Origin of the sequence: Algoriphagus sp., assembly GCF_029254265.1 — a bacterium.
GTDB lineage: Bacteria > Bacteroidota > Bacteroidia > Cytophagales > Cyclobacteriaceae > Algoriphagus.
Genome location: NZ_JAQWXX010000132.1, coordinates 31,090 through 50,757, shown reverse-complemented (window position 1 = coordinate 50,757; position 19,668 = coordinate 31,090). Strand labels below are relative to the sequence as shown.

Sequence of the window (19,668 nt, the reverse complement as noted above, 5' to 3'; positions counted from 1 at the left end):
AAAATTTTCAGGGCTTTTTTAATTTTTCGCTCGAACCGAGTTGTAATCACTTTTTAAATAAAGAAGGTCAGCTTTCTTGAGTTCTTCGTATACTTTTATTTTGGAAGTGTGTCGATTCAAAATGAAAGCTTCTAAAAAGTCTGAGTAATATGGTGAGGATTGAAACACCTTTAAAGCATGACCATCTTTCAATTGGATTAGCGTACTATTCGGGTAGAATTCTGCCAGCACATCGAGTATTTTTGGATTAAGTAAAAGATCAAAAGCACCGCCAATCAGAACTACTTTTCCCTCAAATTCCAGCCATTTGTCAAAGTTTAACCCGTAAACAAGGAATGGTTTTTCCTTAAAGGTTTGGAAAATAGGTAAAGCGGCTCTAAGAAAAGATTCAAGTGTTTTTGAAGTAGTTTCTGAAAAAGGAGAAGTATTGTAAATCAGTTCAAATGCTCTAACCCTCAAAGAAATTGATTTAAATTGAAGTTTGGAAAATCCAGATATTTTATCAGCTTTAAATTGGTTTAACGCCAACACTAGCAAGCTGTCTTTTATTGATTTCGAGGAATTGAAAAAATCAGAATGAGAAAAATAAGCAAAATCAAGCGCTCTATCTGAGTTTAATTTTTCAACTTTTTCTTCAATGAAACTGAATTGATTCCAAAAACTCAAATTCTCTTCTACATCAAAAAACATTGGACTTATGCTGATCATAGTTGAAACTTGATCGGGATAAAGTGAAAGGTAATAATGTAAAACTGAAGCTGAAGATGAGTATCCTAAAAGTGTCACTTTTTCATTCCCAAGAAGCTCCCTTCTAATCAATTCAACATCCTCAGCAACTTGTTTTTGATTGAGCAGATTGTACTTCATGTCCCAATCAGGAGCCTTTCGATTTTCAAAGAAATCATTTAAGTCTCTTGATTGATACCTCCCTTTTATGGAGACAAGATTAAATTGATCAGTGAGTTGAATGGGAATATTTAAATAGCCAAACACTGAATCTACTGGATCTTCTAAATAAAACACAGTAAGTTTAGAGCTATCAAAAGAACCTGAAATCGAATATTCAATTGAAATTTTCCTACTGCCCGAATTAAAATGATCCATAGGAACCTGAATCGAAAAGATAGTAGCAATTCCAGATTGCAGCACTAAAAGCAGTCCTAGACAAAATCCAAGCATCACCTAATTTCTTTGAATTTGAATAAATCAAACACTAAAAAATCCTCGGAAACAGTTTCATTTTTGGGATGCGCTACATTGAGGTAAAGCCCATTTTCATTGACAAACCAATTATTAATCTGATAGGTATAGCTTGGGAGAGAAAATTCCTGAATCAAACTTAATTCCGAATCAAAAACAGAAATGGACGAAGATTTTTCAGTAAATCCATTTTCTCCAAGACTTGGATCCGGTGCTCCCCAAGTAAATCTGTAGATCAAATTCTTCCAAGGATCAGGCACTGGACTGAGAAAGTGTGGATTTTCGATTGCGTGTCGATCAAAGACTTCTGAGTCTTCCTGTGTCAGAAGCTCACTAATCTTCTTTTCTTCATGAATGCTACTTTGATCAATCACATCACCGATTGGTGAATAAGCATATAAAGGTGATTCGTACTGAAAATTATAAATCATCTTTTCATTCAGAAATCCGGAGAATCCCAAATAAGAAATAAACCCAACTTGACCATTCAGGTTTTTGAAATGCTCCGTATGCTTAATAGGCAATAGTTTCACAGTCTTATTTTTAATTGATAATGAAGTGACTAAGAACAGGTCACTTTTCCCCTTTAAATCAACTGTTGGATTTATCATAAAAAAGAAAACCTCTTTGGTTTCCTTTACATAATTCAATTTGAAATAAAAGTTGCAAACTGGTTCACCAAGATTCAAATTCCCATAAATCTCATAAAGATCAAAGGTGTCTACTTTTTCACCTTTGCTTGAGACGATGTGGAGCTTTCCTCGCTCATACATAAAAATAGAATCTTCATTATACCAAGAGAGCGATTGGATTTGGCCAAGCCCGTTTGGCCCATCTGAAACAAGGGATTGCGATCTTTCTACCTTTTGATTATCTAAATCAAAAAAATCAAGAGTATGACGGAGATAGTTATATCCTACCATCTTATTGTTTTCAGTTTTATAAACACTGAATTCCTGATAGCTATTTAACTGATCTGAAGAAATGGGAATACTTATTCGAACTTGCTCAAAAGCTAGTTCAGAGGCCTCCTCTTTCCTATCGCAGGCGAATGAAAGAAAACAAAGCAGTACTAAATACCTATTCATTCCGAAAAATAAGAGCTACAGCACTAAAAAATATTCCCTTAAAGAAATTTAACTTCTATTACTTCCCTTTATTCTTCTGATGTTTAGTCTTTAGCTGGTTTCGATTGGTCTTAGCTTTGGAGTTTTTGTTGCCACGCTTCTTTTCTTCTTTTGCTTTTTCTTTGAACAGATTCGGCTTCTTCCGCTCCTTTTTATCATGGAAAGCACCTTTGTAATCTGGATTATCCCGCTGCATCAAGTGATCGAGCTCCCGAGCATATGCTTGGCGCTCCGCGAAAGGTGTTTCCGGCACATCTACTTGCGCTGGAATTTCTAATTCAGAAACTTCCATTCGGATCAATTCCTCGATTCTTTGGAAATGGTAGGCCTCTGCTGGATTTATGAAAGTGATGGCCTTACCTTCATGCTCTGCCCTTCCAGTACGTCCAATTCGGTGAACATAATCTTCATAGATAAGTGGCACATCGAAATTAATCACATGCGATACCAAGGTAACATCCAAACCGCGAGAAGCCACATCAGTAGCCACTAACAGTCTAACATCCCCAGATTTGAAATCATCGATGGAATTAATCCTTGTATTTTGTCCTTTGTTTGCATGAATTACCCGAACCTCACCTTCCACCCGATTTTTCAAATAGGCATAGACCTCCTCCGCATTTTTGCGTGACCTGGTAAAAACAATCGCCCGGGCAATTTCCTCTTTCTTTAGAAGTTCCCCTAGCAAATTGATTTTGGTTCGAATATTTGGCACGAAATATTTGACTTGAGCAATGGTCTCAGCTGTGGTTGCAGAGGGAGTCACTTCCACTCGCTCTGGAAACTCCAGAAATTCCGAAGCCAACTTCTCAACTCGATCACTGAAGGTTGCTGAAAAAAGTAAGTTTTGACGTTTAACAGGGAATATCTCTAAAATATTTCGAATCTGAGGCATAAAGCCCATATCCATCATTTTATCAGCCTCATCCAAAATCATGGTTTTGATCTCTTTGGTGAAGATTTTCCCTTTTTTGTAGAGATCTAAAAAACGACCAGTTGTAGAGATAATAATATCTACACCAGCCTCTATCAATTCGATTTGGGTTTTTGGGCCTAATCCACCATAAAGACAAACGATTCGTAAATCAGTATTTTCCGCCATCTGAATGGCAACTTCCTCGATCTGCATTGCCAACTCTCTGGTAGGAGCCAAAATCAGCGCTTTTGGATGCATCCCTTGAGCATATTTCACCTTCATTAAAAGTGGTAAAATATAAGCGGCAGTCTTCCCTGTTCCTGTTTGGGCAATCCCCAAGACATCATGTCCAGCCAGAGCTAAAGGAATTGCCTTTTGCTGTATCGGAGTTGGAGTAGTATATCCGGCTGCCGTTACTGCTTCCAAAAGCTGACGATTTAGCTTAAATACCTCAAATGTTGGGGTTTCATTGGACATGATTGATTATTTTTGAAAGGAGTTGTAAACCTGATAAAAAGCGAATAAGATGAAAAGTATTTTAATCACCGGTGCAAATATAGTCAATGAAGGTCGGATAAGTCCGAATGACGTATTAGTCGTAGATGGAAGAATAGCTAAAATAGGCGTAGATCTTTCAAATGAGAAGGCTGACATTCATATAAATGGGAGCGGAAAGTATCTTTTTCCTGGTTTGATTGACGATCAAGTCCATTTCAGAGAGCCTGGGTTGACTCATAAAGGTGAAATTTATACCGAAGCAAAAGCAGGAGTGGCAGGCGGAACTACCACCTATATGGAAATGCCAAATACTGTCCCTCAAGCAGTGACTTTACCACTTCTTGATGATAAATATGCTCGTGCAGCCGAAGTTTCTTTAGCAAATTATTCGTTCTACTTTGGCGCCACAAATAACAACTTGGATGAAATCCTCAAAGTTGATTTTGAAAATGTATGCGGGTTAAAGATTTTTCAGGGCTCCTCTACCGGAAATATGGTAGTAGATAATATTGAATCTCTAGAAGGAATCTTCAGAGAATGCAAAGCACTCATCGCGATACATAGCGAAAACGATCACATCATTGCAGCCAACCTCGCCGAATTCAAAGCAATCTATGGAGATGATATTCCGGTAAAATTCCATCCTAAAATCCGTTCTGAAGAAGCGTGCTATGATGCTTCTAGCCGAGCAGTAGCTATGGCAAAGAAATACGGTACCCGTCTTCATATTTTACACATCAGCACAGCCAAAGAACTAGAGCTTTTTGATAATACCATTCCCTTAGAAGAGAAACACATCACAGCTGAGGCGTGCATTCACCACATGTGGTTTTCAGAAGAAGATTATGCAGAAAAGGGTAATTTGATCAAATGGAATCCCGCTATCAAAACTTCTAAAGACAGGGATGCTATTTTTCAGGCAGTCTTGGATGATAAAATCGATGTGATCGCTACCGATCATGCTCCGCACACTTTAGAAGAAAAAGCGCAGATTTACACCAAAGCTCCATCTGGAGGACCGCTAAATCAGCACAGTTTGGTCGCCATGTTGGAATTCTATCACGCTGGCAAAATCAGTCTAGAAAAGATTGCCGAAAAGATGTCTCATAACGTAGCAAAGTTATTCAGGATTAAAGAAAGAGGCTACATCAGGGAAGGCTACTTTGCCGATTTGGTATTAGTAGACCTTAATTCCCCATGGACTGTGTCAAAAGAAAATATCTTATCTAAGTGCGGATGGTCACCTTTTGAAGGACATACATTTAAGTCAAATGTGACTCATACGATTGTTTCAGGGCATTTAGCATATGAGAATGGTAAGTTTGACGAAACTAAAAAAGGAGAGCGGCTGAAATTTTTTATAAATAATTAGAATCAGTGTTGTACTAATTTGTCTTAATTATTACCTTTGCCAACCGTTAAGGAAAACATTCCTCAACAGACACAAATGGTGATTGTAGCTCAGCTGGTTAGAGCGCCGGTTTGTGGATCCGGAGGTCGCCGGTTCGAACCCGGTCTTTCACCCAAAGCCCCTCTATATGAGGGGCTTTACTTTTAAATAGAAGGCCCCTTTTGGCACAACATTTGACTAAATAAAAAAAACTAAACCAATTTTCAGATGTTTCCGTTATTCAAAACTTCCCCAAAATTTCCGGTGGTAAAGCCAATCAACATTCGGCAAGCGAAAAATTACCTTCGGAAATTTGAAGAATCGTTGAAAAATTTCGAAGAAGTACAAAAAGAAGCGATTCACTCTTGAAAAATCACGATTAAAACAAAGGTTATGGAGACATAACCTTTATTTTTTTGTTTTTCATTTTTCTTATGGATGCAAAACTCTATTTTTAACTCTTTAGAATTTTCTACTATGAGTTATATCCATTTCGATAAGACACAACTGGTAAACTTGAATTATTCCTTAGATCGTGAGATTATTAGGACTAATCAATCAGGAACCTACACAAGTACAACAATCATCGGGTGTAACACCCGAAAATACCACGGTTTACTGGTGGTTCCTCAGCCTCAGATTGATTCACAAAATCATGTAATGCTCTCCACCGTACACGAAACGGTAATACAACATGGAGCAAGCTTCAACTTAGGTATTAGTAAATTTCCGGGAAATTATTCTCCAAGAGGACACAAATATCTTGAAGATTTCGACTCTGAACCTATTCCAAAACTAACCTATCGTGTGGGTGGGGTTTTGTTGCAAAAAGAATTAATACTTGATACTAACCGCGATCGTTTGATGATCCGGTACACATTATTGGACGCCCACTCTCCGACCAAAATAAGAATATCCCCATTCTTGGCTTTTAGAAGTTTTCACAACCTTTCTAAAGCGAATACAATCGTTAATAAAAAATTCAAAAAGGTACCAAATGGCGCTAGTTTCCATCTATATCAAGAATACGATCCACTTTTCCTTCAGCTATCAAAGAAATGTGAATATGTTCCTGCTCCGGATTGGTATTACAATATTGAGTATATAATGGAGCGAGAGCGGGGCTACGACTATCAAGAGGACTTATATGTTCCCGGATATTTCGAGTTTGATATTGAAAAGGGAGAATCTGTTATTTTTTCAGCAGGATTGACTGAGGCAGACCCAAAAACCAGACAAAACGCTTTTCAAAAGGAAATTGCACGAAGAATCCCAAGGAACAATTTTGAAAATTGTCTTAAAAATTCTGCAGGTCAATTTCTTCGAAATAGAGATGGGGAAACCAGAGTAATTGCAGGGTACCCTTGGTTTGGATGGTGGGGAAGAGATACTTTCGTGGCAGCTCCTGGGCTTACGCTTACCAAAGGAGATTCTAAAACGTTTCTCAACATCATGGACACAATGTCCAAAGATTTAACTGGACCACTTTTCCCTAATGTAGGAAGCGGCGTGATGACCAATATGAATTCAATAGATGCACCTCTGTGGTATTTTTGGTCCTTGCAGCAATACATTATTTATACAGGTGATAGTAAAACCATAAAAGAGCGTTATCTCGGGAAAATGAAAGGAATCATCGATGGCTATCGGGCTGGAACTGATTTCAACATTCATGTTAGGGAAGATGGATTGGTTTATGGAGGTGTTGAAGGCATTGCCTTGACTTGGATGGATGCTGTAACTCCTGATGGACCTGTAACTCCAAGGATTGGTTGCCCAGTTGAAATTCAAGCTCTTTGGTACAATGCCTTATGTTTTTATCACGAACTAACAGGAGATCAGGAAATTGCTTCCTTGGCTGAAAAAGTTCGCGACTCCTTTGAAAGAGAATTTTGGTCTATAGATCATGGTTACTTAGCAGACTTGGTAAATGGTGATGAGAAAGATTGGGCAATAAGACCAAATATGGTTTTTGCCACATCACTTCCATATGTTATGCTTAATGAAAATCAAAATGATCAGATCTTAGAAACTGTCAAATCAAAGCTTTTGACAAACAGGGGACTAAGATCTCTTTCACCAGATGATCTTGCTTATAAAGGATATTATTTTGGAGATCAAATTAGTAGGGATAATGCCTACCACAACGGTACAGTTTGGGTTTGGCCTATGGGGCATTTTGTTGAGGGTTATATTAAGCTACATGGCAAATCCGCGAGCAATTTCATTAAAAAAATAATAAAGGGGTTTGACGGAGTAATGACCCAATACGGCATAGGCACAGTAGCTGAAATATATGATGGAGATCCTCCTCACCGTCCAAAAGGAGCTGTATCCCAAGCTTGGAGTGTGGCAGAACTATTGCGAATGATGGATTTGACCAATAAGATTTAAAGGACTTTTTATGAAGGTATTAATGTTTGGGTGGGAATTCCCACCACATATTTCAGGAGGCCTAGGTACAGCTTGCTACGGCTTAGTAAAAGGAATGGTTCACCATAAGCAAGATGTCATTTTTGTTGTCCCAAAACTTTGGGGTGATGAAGAACAAATGGCAGATTTTGTGAATGCCAGTGATATTTCTATTGACTACCGGGAGAAAAAATTTAAATCTATTTGGAAAAATCTCACCTACTTGGAAGTCAGCAGTTTCTTAGTACCCTATCTTGGCCCGGAAGAGTACCAAAAATTCACTGATTATGCCATCCATGATCGAGCTGATGTAGATGAAAGTATTTTTTCAACGAAATATGAATTCAGTGGGAAATACGGAAAAAATCTACTAGAGGAGGTTTCAAGATATGCTCTCACAGGAGCTCAAATCGCAAGAGATCGAAGTGACTTCGATATTATTCATGCGCATGACTGGCTATCATTCCCGGCAGGAATTGCTGCTAAAGAAATAAGCGGTAAACCATTGGTTGCGCACGTACATGCAACTGAATTTGATCGATCAGGTCAATCTGTAAATAAGCCGGTATACGAAATCGAACGAGCTGGCATGCATGCTGCAGATCACGTATGTGCGGTAAGCCAATTGACCAAAAATATCATCATTGATAAATATGGAGTTCCAGCACACAAAATCAGTGTATTACACAATGCAGTGCTGGATGCTTCAATTATCAAATCTACTTACAACAAGAAAGTCCCTGAGAAAATAGTGACATTCTTAGGTAGAATCACTTTCCAGAAAGGCCCTGAATACTTTGTGGAAGCTGCAAAAAAAGTGCTCGAAAGAGATCCGAACGTGCGTTTTGTGATGGCTGGTTCCGGAGACCTACTGAATAGAATGATCGACCGAGTAGCAGAACTTCGGATTGCTGACAAGTTTCATTTTACGGGCTTCTTGAAAGGAGATGATGTGGACCATATGTATGCAATCAGTGATGTGTATGTTATGCCGTCAGTTTCAGAACCATTTGGCATTTCTCCTTTAGAGGCAGTAAGACATAATACACCTGTCATTATCTCTAAGCAATCAGGAGTGGCAGAGGTACTTGATAATGCAATCAAAGTTGATTTTTGGGATATCGACTCAATGGCAGATGCCACTTTTGCGCTACTTCACTATGAAGGTATTTCTAAAATGTTCAAAGAGTTGGGTACTGAAGAATTGAAAAAATTGAAATGGGAGCATGTGGCTGCCAAACTTGTCACCATCTATCAAAAAATATTAGCTGAGAAATCATGAGAACTATCTGTTTTTACTTCCAGGTTCACCAACCTTATCGTTTAAAACCTTATCGTTTTTTTGACATTGGTGAGGATCATCATTATTGGGATGACTTTCTAAATAGAAGTGTCATGAGGAGAGTTGCTCAAAAGTGCTACTTGCCAATGAACGCACTACTATTGGAATTGATCAACAAGTATGATGGTGGCTTTAAAATTTGCTTTTCTATGTCTGGGACTTTCCTAGATCAAATGGAATCTTATGCACCAGATGTACTTGAAAGCTTTCGGAAATTAGTTGACACAGGACATGTGGAACTGTTGAATGAAACCTACGGCCACTCGCTTGCTTCACTGAAAAGCAAGGCTGAGTTTCAGACTATGGTGAGAAATCACCAGGAAAAAATAAAGAAATTATTCAACGGCTATACTCCAACGATCTTTAGGAATACTGAATTAATCTATTCGGATCAAATCGGAGCCATGATTGCAGAGATGGGTTTTGAGGCAACTCTAACTGAAGGAGCTAAGCATATCTTAGGCTGGAAAAGCCCCAATTATGTGTATTGCAATAGTATTGAGCCAAAATTGAAAGTCCTTTTAAAGAATTTCCAACTCAGTGATGATATCGCATTCCGATTTGGAAATAAGACATGGGCTGATTATCCATTGACTACAGATAAGTTTGTAAAATGGATCAATAATGTACCTCAATCAGAGGAGGTTATTAATCTTTTCATGGATTATGAGACCTTCGGAGAGCATCAGTGGGCAGAAACAGGGATTTTTGAATTCATGAAGCATCTACCGGAGGCAGTTTTTAAGCACACCAATTATGGCTTTTCAACTCCTTCCGAAGTGGTAGCAAAAGTTCCACCTATAGGTAAAATTCATGTCCCTACGCCTATATCTTGGGCTGATGAAGAGCGGGACTTGACCGCTTGGTTGGGTAACGACCTTCAGGATGAAGCATTTGGCAAACTATATGAGTTAGAAAAAATGGTCAATCAAATCGACGATGCAGAAATTAAGCGCGATTGGACATATCTGCAGACTTCTGATCATTTCTATTATATGTGTACCAAATTCTTTTCGGATGGAGACATACACTCTTACTTTAGTCCTTATGATTCTCCTTACGATGCATTCATAAATTACATGAATGTACTAAGTGATTTCGTCCTGAGGCTTAAAGAAAAAATAAAAGAACAAGAGGCTGAGGCCTAGAATAAAGACCGGTTAAACCGGTCTTTTTTTTGAGAAAAATTGACCGAAAAGTTTCAAGTTTTTTAAAAAGATAATTTAGTAGCCCTTTTTTCTTGTAGGGCATTTGCCGTATTTAATTATCAAAACTTATTTTTTAATTAATAATAAAATCATTTTAACCGTCTAATATTCAGTATTTTAATTCTTTTTCAGGCCTGCCTAATTGAATCACTCAAGAATTCAATAATTGTATTTTTGACTACGTAAAGGCTAATTTAGATCCAAGAAGAAATACAACCATTTACTCTAAAAGCTATGAAATCACTACTTACAATTATCCTATTAGTCCTTGCCGGAATATTACAGCCAGCAGATCCATACATTTCTTCCAAAGATTATGACGTAGGATCTTTTCACAGAAACAAGCAATCATCCAAATCTCCAAAGAGAGTTTACATCCAGAAATTTCGAGCGCTATTCGAAGTCTTTGAAGAAGCTTCTTCAAGTACCGCTGCATACAAGAATGAAAGTGCCAACAGTGTAACCACAGTATCCGGCACGAAAACTCGCATGGGAGTCCAGTTGAGCGGAGTTGACATCCCTGATTTTCAAAAACTAGTTGATGAAGCTTATGCAGATTTTGTAGCACAGCTAGAAGCAGATGGATACGAAATTATCTCAGCTGAAGAAGCTGGAAAAACTGATTACTATGCTGGTTATACCAAATTAAAGGGTGGTGCCACTTCCACAGATCAAGTAAAAGGTTTTGTGATGGTCACTCCTTCGGACTATGAATATTGGGTAAAAGGAGTTTCAAACAGTGGTCGGGAAAAAGGAACTTTTACTGATACCAGTTCAAAACTTTCTCAAGATTTAGGTGAAGCCTATATCGCTGAAGCTACATTTGTTTTCCCTTTTGTAGCATTGGACGCGAGCTCTGTCAGCTGGGGAAACTATGCATCCTCAAAAGTGAAGGCTGATATTAATCTAAGATTAGATGTTTCGACATCAACTAAAGATAACGAACAGATGAGTTTAACTAGTTTTGCGAAGGGATTTACTAATTCAGGAGCCTCAGCTACTCTAGCTTCCCGAGTTCGCTTTGTGGCAGGTCATATGGCGAGCTCTCCAATGTTCGACTCGAGTACTGGTCTCAAAAGGGCCGTGTATTTTGACGGAGTTTTCAAAGAAGACAAGCTGGTAGAAGTGACCTCAGCTGAAGTAGCCACATTTAGTAAAACTGGATATCCCCAATTGGTGATGGTTTCGGGCGGAGAATTAAATTTAGCGTCACATTATGTGGCTTGCGATACTAAGACCTACATCGAAGCTGCTAAAGGCTCAATGAAAGAACTAATCGGAAGCGGAATTTATAATTTCAAAACTCTTGTGAAGGACTAATTGCTCCCCTTCACTTAAAAGCAAAAGGCTGGAAAAATTTTCCAGCCTTTTGCTTTTGTCCGATCTGAAGCTTAATAACTCTCTCCCTCATTCGGGAAATCTTGGCTTTTCACATCTTTGATATAATTGGAAAAAGCCTCCATCATGATTCCTTGTAGGTCGGCATATTGCCGTAAAAACCTTGGCTTGAATTCTTGAGTGATTCCCAGCATATCATGCATCACAAGCACTTGTCCATCCACTCCTCCTCCTGCACCAATTCCAATAACAGGTATAGAAACAGTCTGAGCCACTTTTGTCGCCAACTCGGCAGGAATCTTCTCCAACACAATCGCAAAACATCCGCAAGCTTCAAGAATTTTGGCATCCTCTAGGAGTTTGTTTGCCTCTGCCTCTTCCTTTGCCCGAACGGTATAAGTACCAAATTTATAAATTGACTGAGGAGTCAAGCCCAAATGCCCCATTACAGGAACTCCAGCGCTGAGGATACGAATCACGGATTCTTTGATTTCTGCTCCGCCCTCCACCTTGACTGCGTGCGCACCAGATTCTTTCATTATCCGGATTGCAGATCGTAATGCCTCAGAACTATTGCCCTGATAATTTCCAAAAGGAATATCTACCACGATAAATGATCGCTTCACTGCCCTTACCACAGCTGATGCGTGATAAATCATCTGATCCAAGGTGATCGGCAGGGTAGTTTCATGACCTGCCATTACATTGGAAGCCGAGTCCCCTACTAGGATGATATCAATACCCGCTGCGTCAACAATCTTCGCCATCGAAAAATCATAAGCAGTAAGCATAGAAATCTTCTCTCCACGATCCTTCATTTCCTGGAGTATATGAGTAGTGATTCGCTTTATAGTAGCGGAAGAATAAACTGACATAAGGTTAGTGAAGATGTACAGAATAATTGTTTTCGGTAGAAAAGTCTACTCGAATATGCTCATTGAAGGTTGTGGAAAGCTCATATCCCGTATAATCAGGCCGAATTGGAAATAAGCCGTGACTTCGGTTGACCAACACTGCTACTTCCATTTTATACAACTCAATGTCTAAAAATGGTTTCATAGCATAGGCAAGTGTTTTTCCGGTATTAAGGACATCATCTACGATCAGTAAGGTTTTCCCTTGTAGATCAATGTTTTTAGAAAGCTTTACTTCAGCCTCTGCAAGATTAGATTTATCCAAGATCACTTCAACTTCCTCCACTTTCAAAGGGGAAATAGCTTGAAGTTCTTTTGCTAAAAGATCTGCCAATGTCATCCCCATACCAGAAATACCAGCTAAAACTACCGCTTTTGAATTGAGATTTCTTTCATAAATCTCATAAGCCATTCGTGTGATTTTCTTCTTGATTTGCTCGTGATTGAGTACTTCGCTCATAATTCTTTTAAAAATGAAAATTAAGTATTTATGTGCGGATTCAAAATTTAATCCGTCCACTATCTCCTGTTGTCCTCTTCATTTAGAATATTCAAATAGCTTTGATAGCGGTAGGGATGAATAAAGCCTTCCTCCAATTTTTGTAATACTACGCATCCGGGCTCATTCACATGCTGGCAATTGTTGTATTTGCATTGACCAAGATACTTCCGCATTTCGGGGAAATAATGAGAAAGTTCATTATCCTCTATATCCAGTATTCCAAACTCTTTGATTCCTGGAGTATCAATTAGACTTCCATCATATTCCAATGGAAAAAGCTCTGCAAATGTAGTCGTATGAACGCCTTTGTCACTAAAAGAGGATATTTCTTTGGTACTCTGTGCTGCTTTAGGAATCAATGCATTTAGCAAGGTTGATTTTCCTACCCCGGAATGTCCGGAAATAAGCGTTGTCTTTCCCTCGAGAAATGGCTGGAAAAGTTCTTTAGGATTTTCAGTATACAATGCGGACACTTCAATCACTTTATACCCTAATGGCTCATATATTTCATGAATATCCAACAACCAATCTTCGGCGGATTCTCCAGACAACAAGTCCATTTTATTGACTACAAGGATTGCTGGGATTCTAAAACTTTCTGTACTCACCAAAAACCGATCAATGAACCCCAAAGAAGTCCGTGGATTTTTCATGGTAATGACCAGTATTGCCTGATCTATATTACTTGCAATAATATGGGAGAAATGCTGCTTTCTTGTGGACTTTCGAATGACGTAATTTTCCCTCGGAAGAATCTCATTAATGACCGCAGTATCTTGATTTTCCTCCTTTTCCATTTCTACCCAATCCCCCACGGCTATTGGATTAGTCAACTTCAGTTCATCTTGCTTAAACTTCCCTTTTAACCTTGCGGAAACTAGACTCGAATCTGTCTGAACAATATACCAGCTCCCGGTAGATTTGATTACTCTTCCTTTCATAGCTCGCCTTTTAAACTAATTTTGGATATGATTTTTGCTGCAGCTCCTCTATTTGCTTCTACCCAAGCCATCGCAGAATCTTTACTTTTTTTGTAATAATCAGAATCTTGAAGATTCTCAAATACACTGTTTAATCCCTCAAAATCTTCTACTTCGAAACCACAACCTTGTAATTGACTCTGAGCTGCTTCCGGGAATTTGGATTCTTTTTTCAACTTTCCATAAATAACCGGCGCCCCAAAAGCAATCGGCTCCAGTATATTATGAAGACCTTTCCCAAATGCACCTCCTACATAGGCTAGCTTTGCAAACTGGTAAAGTGAACTTAACATTCCAATATTGTCTATAAATATAACTTGATAATCTCCACTCTTATCCCACTCTGAATATCGAACACTAGAGACTTTAAGTCTCGACGCCCAATCTATCATTGGAGAAGGATCAAGGGAATGAGGTGCGATTATCCATCGATAATCTGGGTTTGAATTAATCAAGGGAATTAATAAACTCATATCCTCACCCCAGACTGAACCAGCTACCAATACAGGCCTTTCGTCCTTCCATTTATTGATATCCTCGAAAATTTTGGGACTCTTTGCTATCTCCACAACTCGATCGAAACGAGTGTCTCCAGCTAACATCCCATCACTATAACCTATCGATTGAAGTAAGTCTATACTATTTTGATTTTGAGTGAAAATCTGATCAAAGAAGAAAAGTAAATTCCTGAAAAATGGAATCCTTTTAAAATAGATTTGATCGGAACGGAAAGAGGCCGAAATCAGATAAAGCGGGATTTTTCGAGTTTTAATAGCGCTCAAGTGATGATACCATAGATCGTATTTGACAAAAAACACCAAATCAGGATTAAGTAATTGTACAAATTTTTCAGCATTTCGCTTAGTATCGATAGGGAGATAGCTAATGAAATCCACTTGTTGCTGAGGTTTCTTGATCACATGATCATAACCAGAAGGACTAAAAAAACTAATAACAACATGGTAGTCCGGAAAGACTGTTTTCAATGATTCAATTACGGGTATTGCCTGCTCATATTCTCCGAGAGAAGCAACATGAAACCATGCTGTTTTGGCAGAATTACCTTCTTTGAATTTGCTTAACTTCTCAAACAGCGTTTTGCGACCATCTAAAAAATGAGCTATCCGAGGAATCATAAGCGCCGCCAAAGGCAGAAACAAGCGTGCTAATAAAATTCCAAACCGATAAATCAATTTCATTTTCCAAAAGTAGACAATCAGAGGCAAAACCTATTTCATCAACTTTTCCTTTCCAGCCAAATACCAAAGATTTTGTATTAATTCAGGAAAAAAGATCTCAACCACATGCAATTCCTGATAAAAATCAGTAATTTCAAAGCCCAAATTTTTCGTACCCGAATTTAGTCTTCCATTCGATGTAATATGATTAAAGTGCTATTTGTATGTCTTGGAAATATCTGTAGATCGCCTTTGGCAGAGGCAATTTTCAATAAGAAAATCGAGGAAGCTGGAATACATCACCAATTCAAATCAGATAGTGCAGGGACATCGGATTTTCATATCGGTGAACTCCCAGACGAGCGAACCATTAAATGTGCGGGTAAACATAACCTTACTATTAATCATAGAGGAAGGCAAGTCAATCGAACTGATTTAAGGGATTTTCATTACATCATTGCGATGGATGATAGCAATCTCCGAATACTAAATAACCTCAAAGAGCGTTTTGGATTCCAAACAAAGCAGATTTATCTCATGAGGGATTTTGCCGAAGGAAGTGAGGGACAATCTGTACCAGACCCTTATTACGGTGGTGAAGAGGGATTTGAAGAAATCTACACAATACTCGATGAATCAATAGAGGGGTTTTTAGGAAAAGTGATCCAAACTCATCAAATCTATGTTTGATCTCAATGAGATCTACGAACAAGTACTTTTCGAATGCCTTGGAGCAGAGGCTACTTTAAAATCTGCTTCTCTAATTGCAGCAGGTAATCACAATCAAGGAATCCAATTAAAATCTTCAATTGGAGCATTTTTTTTGAAATTAAATTTTGATCATGAGCGTGATATTCTAACGAAAGAAGCAAATGGATTAAGAATACTCAAGAAATCAACATTTCTAAAAGTGCCTGAAACCTATGGATCAGGTAGAATAGGTGATTATAACTACCTCCTTTCTGAATTTATTCCCACGGGGAGATATCAACTTGATTATTGGGAAAATCTAGGGATTGGTTTGGCTCATTTGCATTTGACTGAGTCTAATCGATTTGGTTTTGAAGAAGACAATTACATTGCTTCGATTCATCAAAAAAATAATCAATGCTCGAATTGGGCGGACTTTTTTATAGAACAAAGATTGGAACCATTGGCAGGTAAGGCCTATTTTGACAAATTGATTCCGCTGGAGTTTCTTAAAAAATTTCAAGAGATCTACCCAAAAATAGAATCTATCTTTCCAGACGAAAAACCTGCTTTAATTCATGGGGATCTTTGGTCAGGAAACGTACTTAGTAATTCTTCCGGTGAACCCTGCTTGATCGATCCTGCAGTTTATTTCGGGCACAGGGAAATGGACTTGGCTTTCAGCCGGCTTTTCGGAGGATTTGACTCGCTCTTTTATGAGTCTTATGAGTCGGTATTCCCTTTAGAATCTGGCTTTGATTCCAGAATGGGCATCTATAATCTCTACCCTTTGCTTGTTCATTTGAATCTTTTTGGATCTGCATATTTACCCGGAATAGAGCGGATCGTAAATCGTTTTGTAAAATAATCATGATCATTTTACGAAAAGCAGAAGTGGAAGATTTGGAAGAAATTCTAAAAATCAACAATCACGAAATCCTCAATTCGACGATCAATTATGACTTTGATGCAAAAACTTTAAAGGAGCAAACCGACTGGTTTAACCAAAAAAATCTTGCTGGTTTCCCGATACTAGTTGCTGTTTCGGATGGGAAAATTGCTGGATTCGCGACTTACGGCACTTTTCGACCGAAACCCGGCTATCGATTCACGGTTGAGCACTCTGTGTATTTAGGGGAAAACTTCCGTGGAAAAGGAATTGGGACGCTTCTGCTGAGCGAACTGATAATAATCGCCAAAGAAGCTGGATTCCATACTATGATCGGAGGAATCGATAGCTCGAACAAGGGAAGCTACTTATTTCATCAAAAACTTGGATTCAAGGAAGTGGCCCGCTTCAGTGAAGTGGGCCATAAATTTGGTCGATGGCTCGATATTATTTTTATGCAGCTTATTTTAAAGTGATTCCCAGATCAGGAAAGCATAACTTTTTTTCCAGTTTTCACAGCTTTAAATATTGCGTCGATAATCTTCATGTCCCTTACTCCCTCTTCTCCATTTACAGGAACCTCAGGCACTTTTCCATCAAAGATAATCGCAGCCATTTGATCCATTTGTACAGTCTGATGAGTCACGTGTGGCAGTTCTAATGGTCCTTTATTTGTCTTTCCTTTGATCGGGCCATACCCAGTGGAAGGCTGCATTTCTACCCAACCTTTTGATCCATTCAGAAAAAATTTATCCAGTCCGTTCATGGCATAAGTCGATAAGCAGGAGGCAACAGCGCCGCTAGGGAATCCCATTTGAAACTGAATCGTCTCGTCAATCCCCTCCTTAAATTTAACAGGATCAGTTTTTGTTTCCTGTGCAGTCACCCAAATAGGCTCCTCCCCCAACATGTATCTAGCCCCGTTGATCGAATAGATTCCAATATCCATCATGGCACCACCTCCTGAAAGCGCTGGGTCTAATCGCCACTGAGTAGGATCGCCTATCACAAAGCCACTTAATCCTTGGAAAAATTTCAATTCCCCAAGTTCTCCGGATTTTCTCATCCGAATAGCCTCAAGCGTATTTGCTTCAAAATGCATCCGATATCCAATCAATAATTTTACTCCAGCAGCTTTGCAGGCATCAACCATTTCCTGACCATCTTTAGCGTTTATTGCCATTGGCTTTTCACAGATTACATGTTTACCAGCTTTTGCCACACGGATTGATTGTTCCTTATGGAGGGCATTTGGTGTGATCACATAGACGGCATCGATGCTTGGATTATTTTTTATCTCATCAAAATTCTCATAGTTATAACAGTTTTCTGCTGGTATTCCATATTTAGCTTTCCAAGTTTCAACTTTTGAAGGTGTCCCACTGATTACTCCAACCAACTTTGCTCTTTTACTATCCAGCATCGCTTCAGCTACTCGAGTACCATAACTTCCCAGCCCCATGATCGCAACTCGAAGTACTTTATCTTCCTTGAGTATAGATTCAGCAAGATTATTTTTCGCAGATAATGTCGCAATGCTGGGAATTGAAATCGCTAATGCAGACAAACTTGCTTTTTGTAAAAAAACTCTTCTTGATTTCATATGATTATATTTTGTTTTTTAAAGGCCGTATGGAATGCCCTCCATGAAAAATCATTCCACTATGTGAGAACTTTTCTTTTGGGCATTCCATAGGGGTTAATTTTAGGTTTGGAATAACGTAAAGTATTAATTTTCTGGCGCTAATGAAAAAAAAATAGACTAACTTAATTTGGATCTTCTTACCACTTGATAGGTATTTCGGGTACTTTGCTCCAATAGTGACTCAAATCCTTCAAGCTGTGCTGAGATCACTTTCTCATTAGGATGCAAAATCGTCAAAAGCTGTAAATTCTCATTGTATCGAATTTCAAAGGAATCCTGAAGTGATTTAATAAGATTTTCTAATTTAAATAACTGACTATCTATTACAATTGAAATACTAATCGCAGCTATTTGGAGCATATTTACCCTTAATTTCAATTTCTGCAACTGATCATAAACTTGATGAATGTGGCTTTCTTCAATGAAAGTAAAATCTTTTACTTTAAAGCTTACCAGCACTTGATTTTCTTTAAGAATAATCGTTGGTATTTGGTGAGCTCTAGAGTTTTCATGGATTTTGGTACCCGAAGCTTCTGGAGCTAGGAAAGATTTTACAAAAAGTGGGATTTTCAGATTGGCTAAAGGCTTAATGGTTTTCGGATGGATCACAGAAGCACCATAATAAGTCATTTCTGCCGCTTGTTTGTATTCCAATTCCTCAAAAAGCTGTGTATCTGAAAATTTCTTAGGATCGGCATTTAAAATCCCGGGAACATCTTTCCAAATAGTCACTGAAGCCGCATCCAAAGAAGCTGCCAAAATAGCGGCGGTGAAATCCGACCCCTCCCTTCCCAATGTGGTTGTCCTTCCTTTTTGATCCGCTCCTATGAATCCTTGGGTAACCACTGGAAATTGATCCAAAATAGGTAGAAGTTGAGCTTGACATCTTTTTTTGGTTTTCCCCCAATCAACTTTCGCGAAGCGAAAACTGCTATCGGTCTGAATCAATTCTCTTGCATCCTTCCAAACAACCAAGATTTCTTGAAGACAGAGGTATTCCATGACGATCTGGGTCGCAAGTAATTCCCCAAAACAAATTACCCGATCGTAATATTCATCGTAGTTTGAAGGGGAAATAGGCTTTTGAAGTTCCTGATTCAAAAGGACAAAATAATTTTCAACCTTAGGGAAAATGAGATGATTTTCCGGAAACAGCTCCTTACAAATCTCAAGATGATAAGTCTTTAAAATTGAACTATTCAAAGAAAAATCTTTATTAGCTAATTTATCACCGAGAAGATTTTCTAATGCATTTGTTGTTTTTCCCATCGCCGAGATTACGATTATCAATTTTTTTCGCAATCGATTACGTAAAATATCAGCTAGGTTTTTTACTCCAGCCGCATCTTTAACTGACGCCCCTCCAAATTTAAAAATTACTGTTTTTGCCATAAGAAATATTTCTTACTTTTCGAAAGTATAAACCCATTAATTGTATT

General features: G+C 38.4%; 17 protein-coding genes and 1 tRNA gene. 9 read left to right on the top strand and 9 right to left on the bottom strand.

Annotation, left to right across the window (positions count from 1 at the left end; all coding sequences use genetic code 11):
• Positions 1-18 precede the first annotated feature (18 nt).
• From P8O16_RS19650 to P8O16_RS19640, 3 genes are all read right to left on the bottom strand, one after another.
• Positions 19-1,104, bottom strand: coding sequence for an alpha/beta fold hydrolase (locus tag P8O16_RS19650; RefSeq protein ID WP_300317823.1), 1,086 nt, complete (start codon positions 1,102-1,104; stop codon positions 19-21).
• A gap of 74 nt (positions 1,105-1,178) precedes the next feature.
• A complete protein-coding gene (locus P8O16_RS19645) occupies positions 1,179-2,288 on the bottom strand; it encodes a DUF4221 family protein (protein ID WP_300317820.1) in 1,110 nt (369 codons plus the stop codon).
• A gap of 58 nt (positions 2,289-2,346) precedes the next feature.
• Entirely contained in the window at positions 2,347-3,720 is a 1,374-nt protein-coding gene (locus P8O16_RS19640; RefSeq protein ID WP_300317818.1) for a DEAD/DEAH box helicase, read from the bottom strand.
• 49 nt (positions 3,721-3,769) lie between these two features.
• On the opposite strand from P8O16_RS19640, the gene P8O16_RS19635 reads away from it, so the two are divergent.
• The 6 genes from P8O16_RS19635 (at position 3,770) to P8O16_RS19610 (ending at position 11,413) form a co-directional block, all read left to right on the top strand.
• Entirely contained in the window at positions 3,770-5,113 is a 1,344-nt protein-coding gene (locus P8O16_RS19635; RefSeq protein ID WP_300317815.1) for a dihydroorotase, read from the top strand.
• Between the two features lie 77 nt (positions 5,114-5,190).
• Positions 5,191-5,266 (top strand) — tRNA-His (locus P8O16_RS19630).
• A gap of 342 nt (positions 5,267-5,608) precedes the next feature.
• A complete protein-coding gene (locus P8O16_RS19625) occupies positions 5,609-7,525 on the top strand; it encodes an amylo-alpha-1,6-glucosidase (protein ID WP_300317813.1) in 1,917 nt (638 codons plus the stop codon).
• Positions 7,526-7,535: 10 nt separating this feature from the next.
• Complete coding sequence (locus P8O16_RS19620; RefSeq protein WP_300317810.1) at positions 7,536-8,825, top strand: glycosyltransferase family 4 protein; 1,290 nt, start codon at positions 7,536-7,538, stop codon at positions 8,823-8,825.
• The gene (locus P8O16_RS19615; protein WP_300317807.1) at positions 8,822-10,033 is read left to right on the top strand and encodes a glycoside hydrolase family 57 protein; all 1,212 of its coding nucleotides are present in this window, start codon (positions 8,822-8,824) and stop codon (positions 10,031-10,033) included. The genes P8O16_RS19620 and P8O16_RS19615 overlap by 4 nt, the downstream gene beginning before the upstream one ends.
• Positions 10,034-10,327: 294 nt before the next feature.
• Positions 10,328-11,413: a hypothetical protein gene (locus P8O16_RS19610; protein ID WP_300317805.1), complete on the top strand. Its 1,086-nt coding sequence runs from the start codon at positions 10,328-10,330 to the stop codon at positions 11,411-11,413.
• A 71-nt stretch (positions 11,414-11,484) separates the two neighbouring features.
• On the opposite strand, the gene panB is transcribed toward P8O16_RS19610, so the two are convergent.
• The 4 genes from panB to P8O16_RS19590 are packed head-to-tail and all read right to left on the bottom strand — an operon-like array spanning position 11,485 to position 15,026.
• Positions 11,485-12,306, bottom strand: a complete 822-nt coding sequence (panB, locus tag P8O16_RS19605; RefSeq protein ID WP_300317802.1) for a 3-methyl-2-oxobutanoate hydroxymethyltransferase — start codon at positions 12,304-12,306, stop codon at positions 11,485-11,487.
• A 4-nt stretch (positions 12,307-12,310) separates the two neighbouring features.
• Positions 12,311-12,805, bottom strand: coding sequence for a phosphoribosyltransferase family protein (locus P8O16_RS19600; RefSeq protein WP_300317799.1), 495 nt, complete (start codon positions 12,803-12,805; stop codon positions 12,311-12,313).
• A 59-nt stretch (positions 12,806-12,864) separates the two neighbouring features.
• The gene (rsgA, locus tag P8O16_RS19595) at positions 12,865-13,788 is read right to left on the bottom strand and encodes a ribosome small subunit-dependent GTPase A (RefSeq protein WP_300317796.1); all 924 of its coding nucleotides are present in this window, start codon (positions 13,786-13,788) and stop codon (positions 12,865-12,867) included.
• Complete coding sequence (locus P8O16_RS19590; RefSeq protein WP_300317793.1) at positions 13,785-15,026, bottom strand: glycosyltransferase N-terminal domain-containing protein; 1,242 nt, start codon at positions 15,024-15,026, stop codon at positions 13,785-13,787. The genes rsgA and P8O16_RS19590 overlap by 4 nt, the downstream gene beginning before the upstream one ends.
• A gap of 183 nt (positions 15,027-15,209) precedes the next feature.
• Here P8O16_RS19590 and P8O16_RS19585 point away from each other — a divergent pair, with 183 nt between their 5' ends.
• The 3 genes from P8O16_RS19585 to P8O16_RS19575 are packed head-to-tail and all read left to right on the top strand — an operon-like array spanning position 15,210 to position 17,060.
• Entirely contained in the window at positions 15,210-15,695 is a 486-nt protein-coding gene (locus tag P8O16_RS19585) for a low molecular weight protein-tyrosine-phosphatase (RefSeq protein ID WP_300317791.1), read from the top strand.
• Entirely contained in the window at positions 15,688-16,563 is an 876-nt protein-coding gene (locus P8O16_RS19580) for a fructosamine kinase family protein (protein WP_300317789.1), read from the top strand. Before P8O16_RS19585 ends, P8O16_RS19580 begins: the two co-directional genes overlap by 8 nt.
• A 2-nt stretch (positions 16,564-16,565) precedes the next feature.
• Entirely contained in the window at positions 16,566-17,060 is a 495-nt protein-coding gene (locus P8O16_RS19575) for a GNAT family N-acetyltransferase (protein ID WP_300317787.1), read from the top strand.
• A gap of 8 nt (positions 17,061-17,068) precedes the next feature.
• Here the strand turns inward: P8O16_RS19575 and P8O16_RS19570 are convergent, their stop codons facing one another.
• On the bottom strand, positions 17,069-18,187 hold the full coding sequence (locus P8O16_RS19570; protein WP_300317786.1) for a Gfo/Idh/MocA family oxidoreductase: 1,119 nt from the start codon (positions 18,185-18,187) through the stop codon (positions 17,069-17,071).
• 159 nt (positions 18,188-18,346) lie between these two features.
• Positions 18,347-19,621, bottom strand: a complete 1,275-nt coding sequence (locus P8O16_RS19565; protein ID WP_300317783.1) for an aspartate kinase — start codon at positions 19,619-19,621, stop codon at positions 18,347-18,349.
• Positions 19,622-19,668 lie beyond the last annotated feature (47 nt).

Excerpts from the sequence above, each read along its gene's own strand:
- P8O16_RS19580 (WP_300317789.1), top strand. The coding sequence starts at position 15,688 with ATGTTTGATCTCAATGAGATCTACGAACAAGTACTTTTCGAATGCCTT.
- P8O16_RS19640 (WP_300317818.1), bottom strand. The coding sequence starts at position 3,720 with ATGTCCAATGAAACCCCAACATTTGAGGTATTTAAGCTAAATCGTCAG.
- P8O16_RS19635 (WP_300317815.1), top strand. The coding sequence starts at position 3,770 with ATGAAAAGTATTTTAATCACCGGTGCAAATATAGTCAATGAAGGTCGG.
- P8O16_RS19615 (WP_300317807.1), top strand. The coding sequence starts at position 8,822 with ATGAGAACTATCTGTTTTTACTTCCAGGTTCACCAACCTTATCGTTTA.
- P8O16_RS19620 (WP_300317810.1), top strand. The coding sequence starts at position 7,536 with ATGAAGGTATTAATGTTTGGGTGGGAATTCCCACCACATATTTCAGGA.
- P8O16_RS19610 (WP_300317805.1), top strand. The coding sequence starts at position 10,328 with ATGAAATCACTACTTACAATTATCCTATTAGTCCTTGCCGGAATATTA.
- P8O16_RS19590 (WP_300317793.1), bottom strand. The coding sequence starts at position 15,026 with ATGAAATTGATTTATCGGTTTGGAATTTTATTAGCACGCTTGTTTCTG.
- P8O16_RS19565 (WP_300317783.1), bottom strand. The coding sequence starts at position 19,621 with ATGGCAAAAACAGTAATTTTTAAATTTGGAGGGGCGTCAGTTAAAGAT.
- P8O16_RS19625 (WP_300317813.1), top strand. The coding sequence starts at position 5,609 with ATGAGTTATATCCATTTCGATAAGACACAACTGGTAAACTTGAATTAT.
- P8O16_RS19650 (WP_300317823.1), bottom strand. The coding sequence starts at position 1,104 with ATGGATCATTTTAATTCGGGCAGTAGGAAAATTTCAATTGAATATTCG.
- P8O16_RS19645 (WP_300317820.1), bottom strand. The coding sequence starts at position 2,288 with ATGAATAGGTATTTAGTACTGCTTTGTTTTCTTTCATTCGCCTGCGAT.
- rsgA (WP_300317796.1), bottom strand. The coding sequence starts at position 13,788 with ATGAAAGGAAGAGTAATCAAATCTACCGGGAGCTGGTATATTGTTCAG.
- P8O16_RS19585 (WP_300317791.1), top strand. The coding sequence starts at position 15,210 with ATGATTAAAGTGCTATTTGTATGTCTTGGAAATATCTGTAGATCGCCT.
- P8O16_RS19570 (WP_300317786.1), bottom strand. The coding sequence starts at position 18,187 with ATGAAATCAAGAAGAGTTTTTTTACAAAAAGCAAGTTTGTCTGCATTA.
- P8O16_RS19600 (WP_300317799.1), bottom strand. The coding sequence starts at position 12,805 with ATGAGCGAAGTACTCAATCACGAGCAAATCAAGAAGAAAATCACACGA.
- panB (WP_300317802.1), bottom strand. The coding sequence starts at position 12,306 with ATGTCAGTTTATTCTTCCGCTACTATAAAGCGAATCACTACTCATATA.
- P8O16_RS19575 (WP_300317787.1), top strand. The coding sequence starts at position 16,566 with ATGATCATTTTACGAAAAGCAGAAGTGGAAGATTTGGAAGAAATTCTA.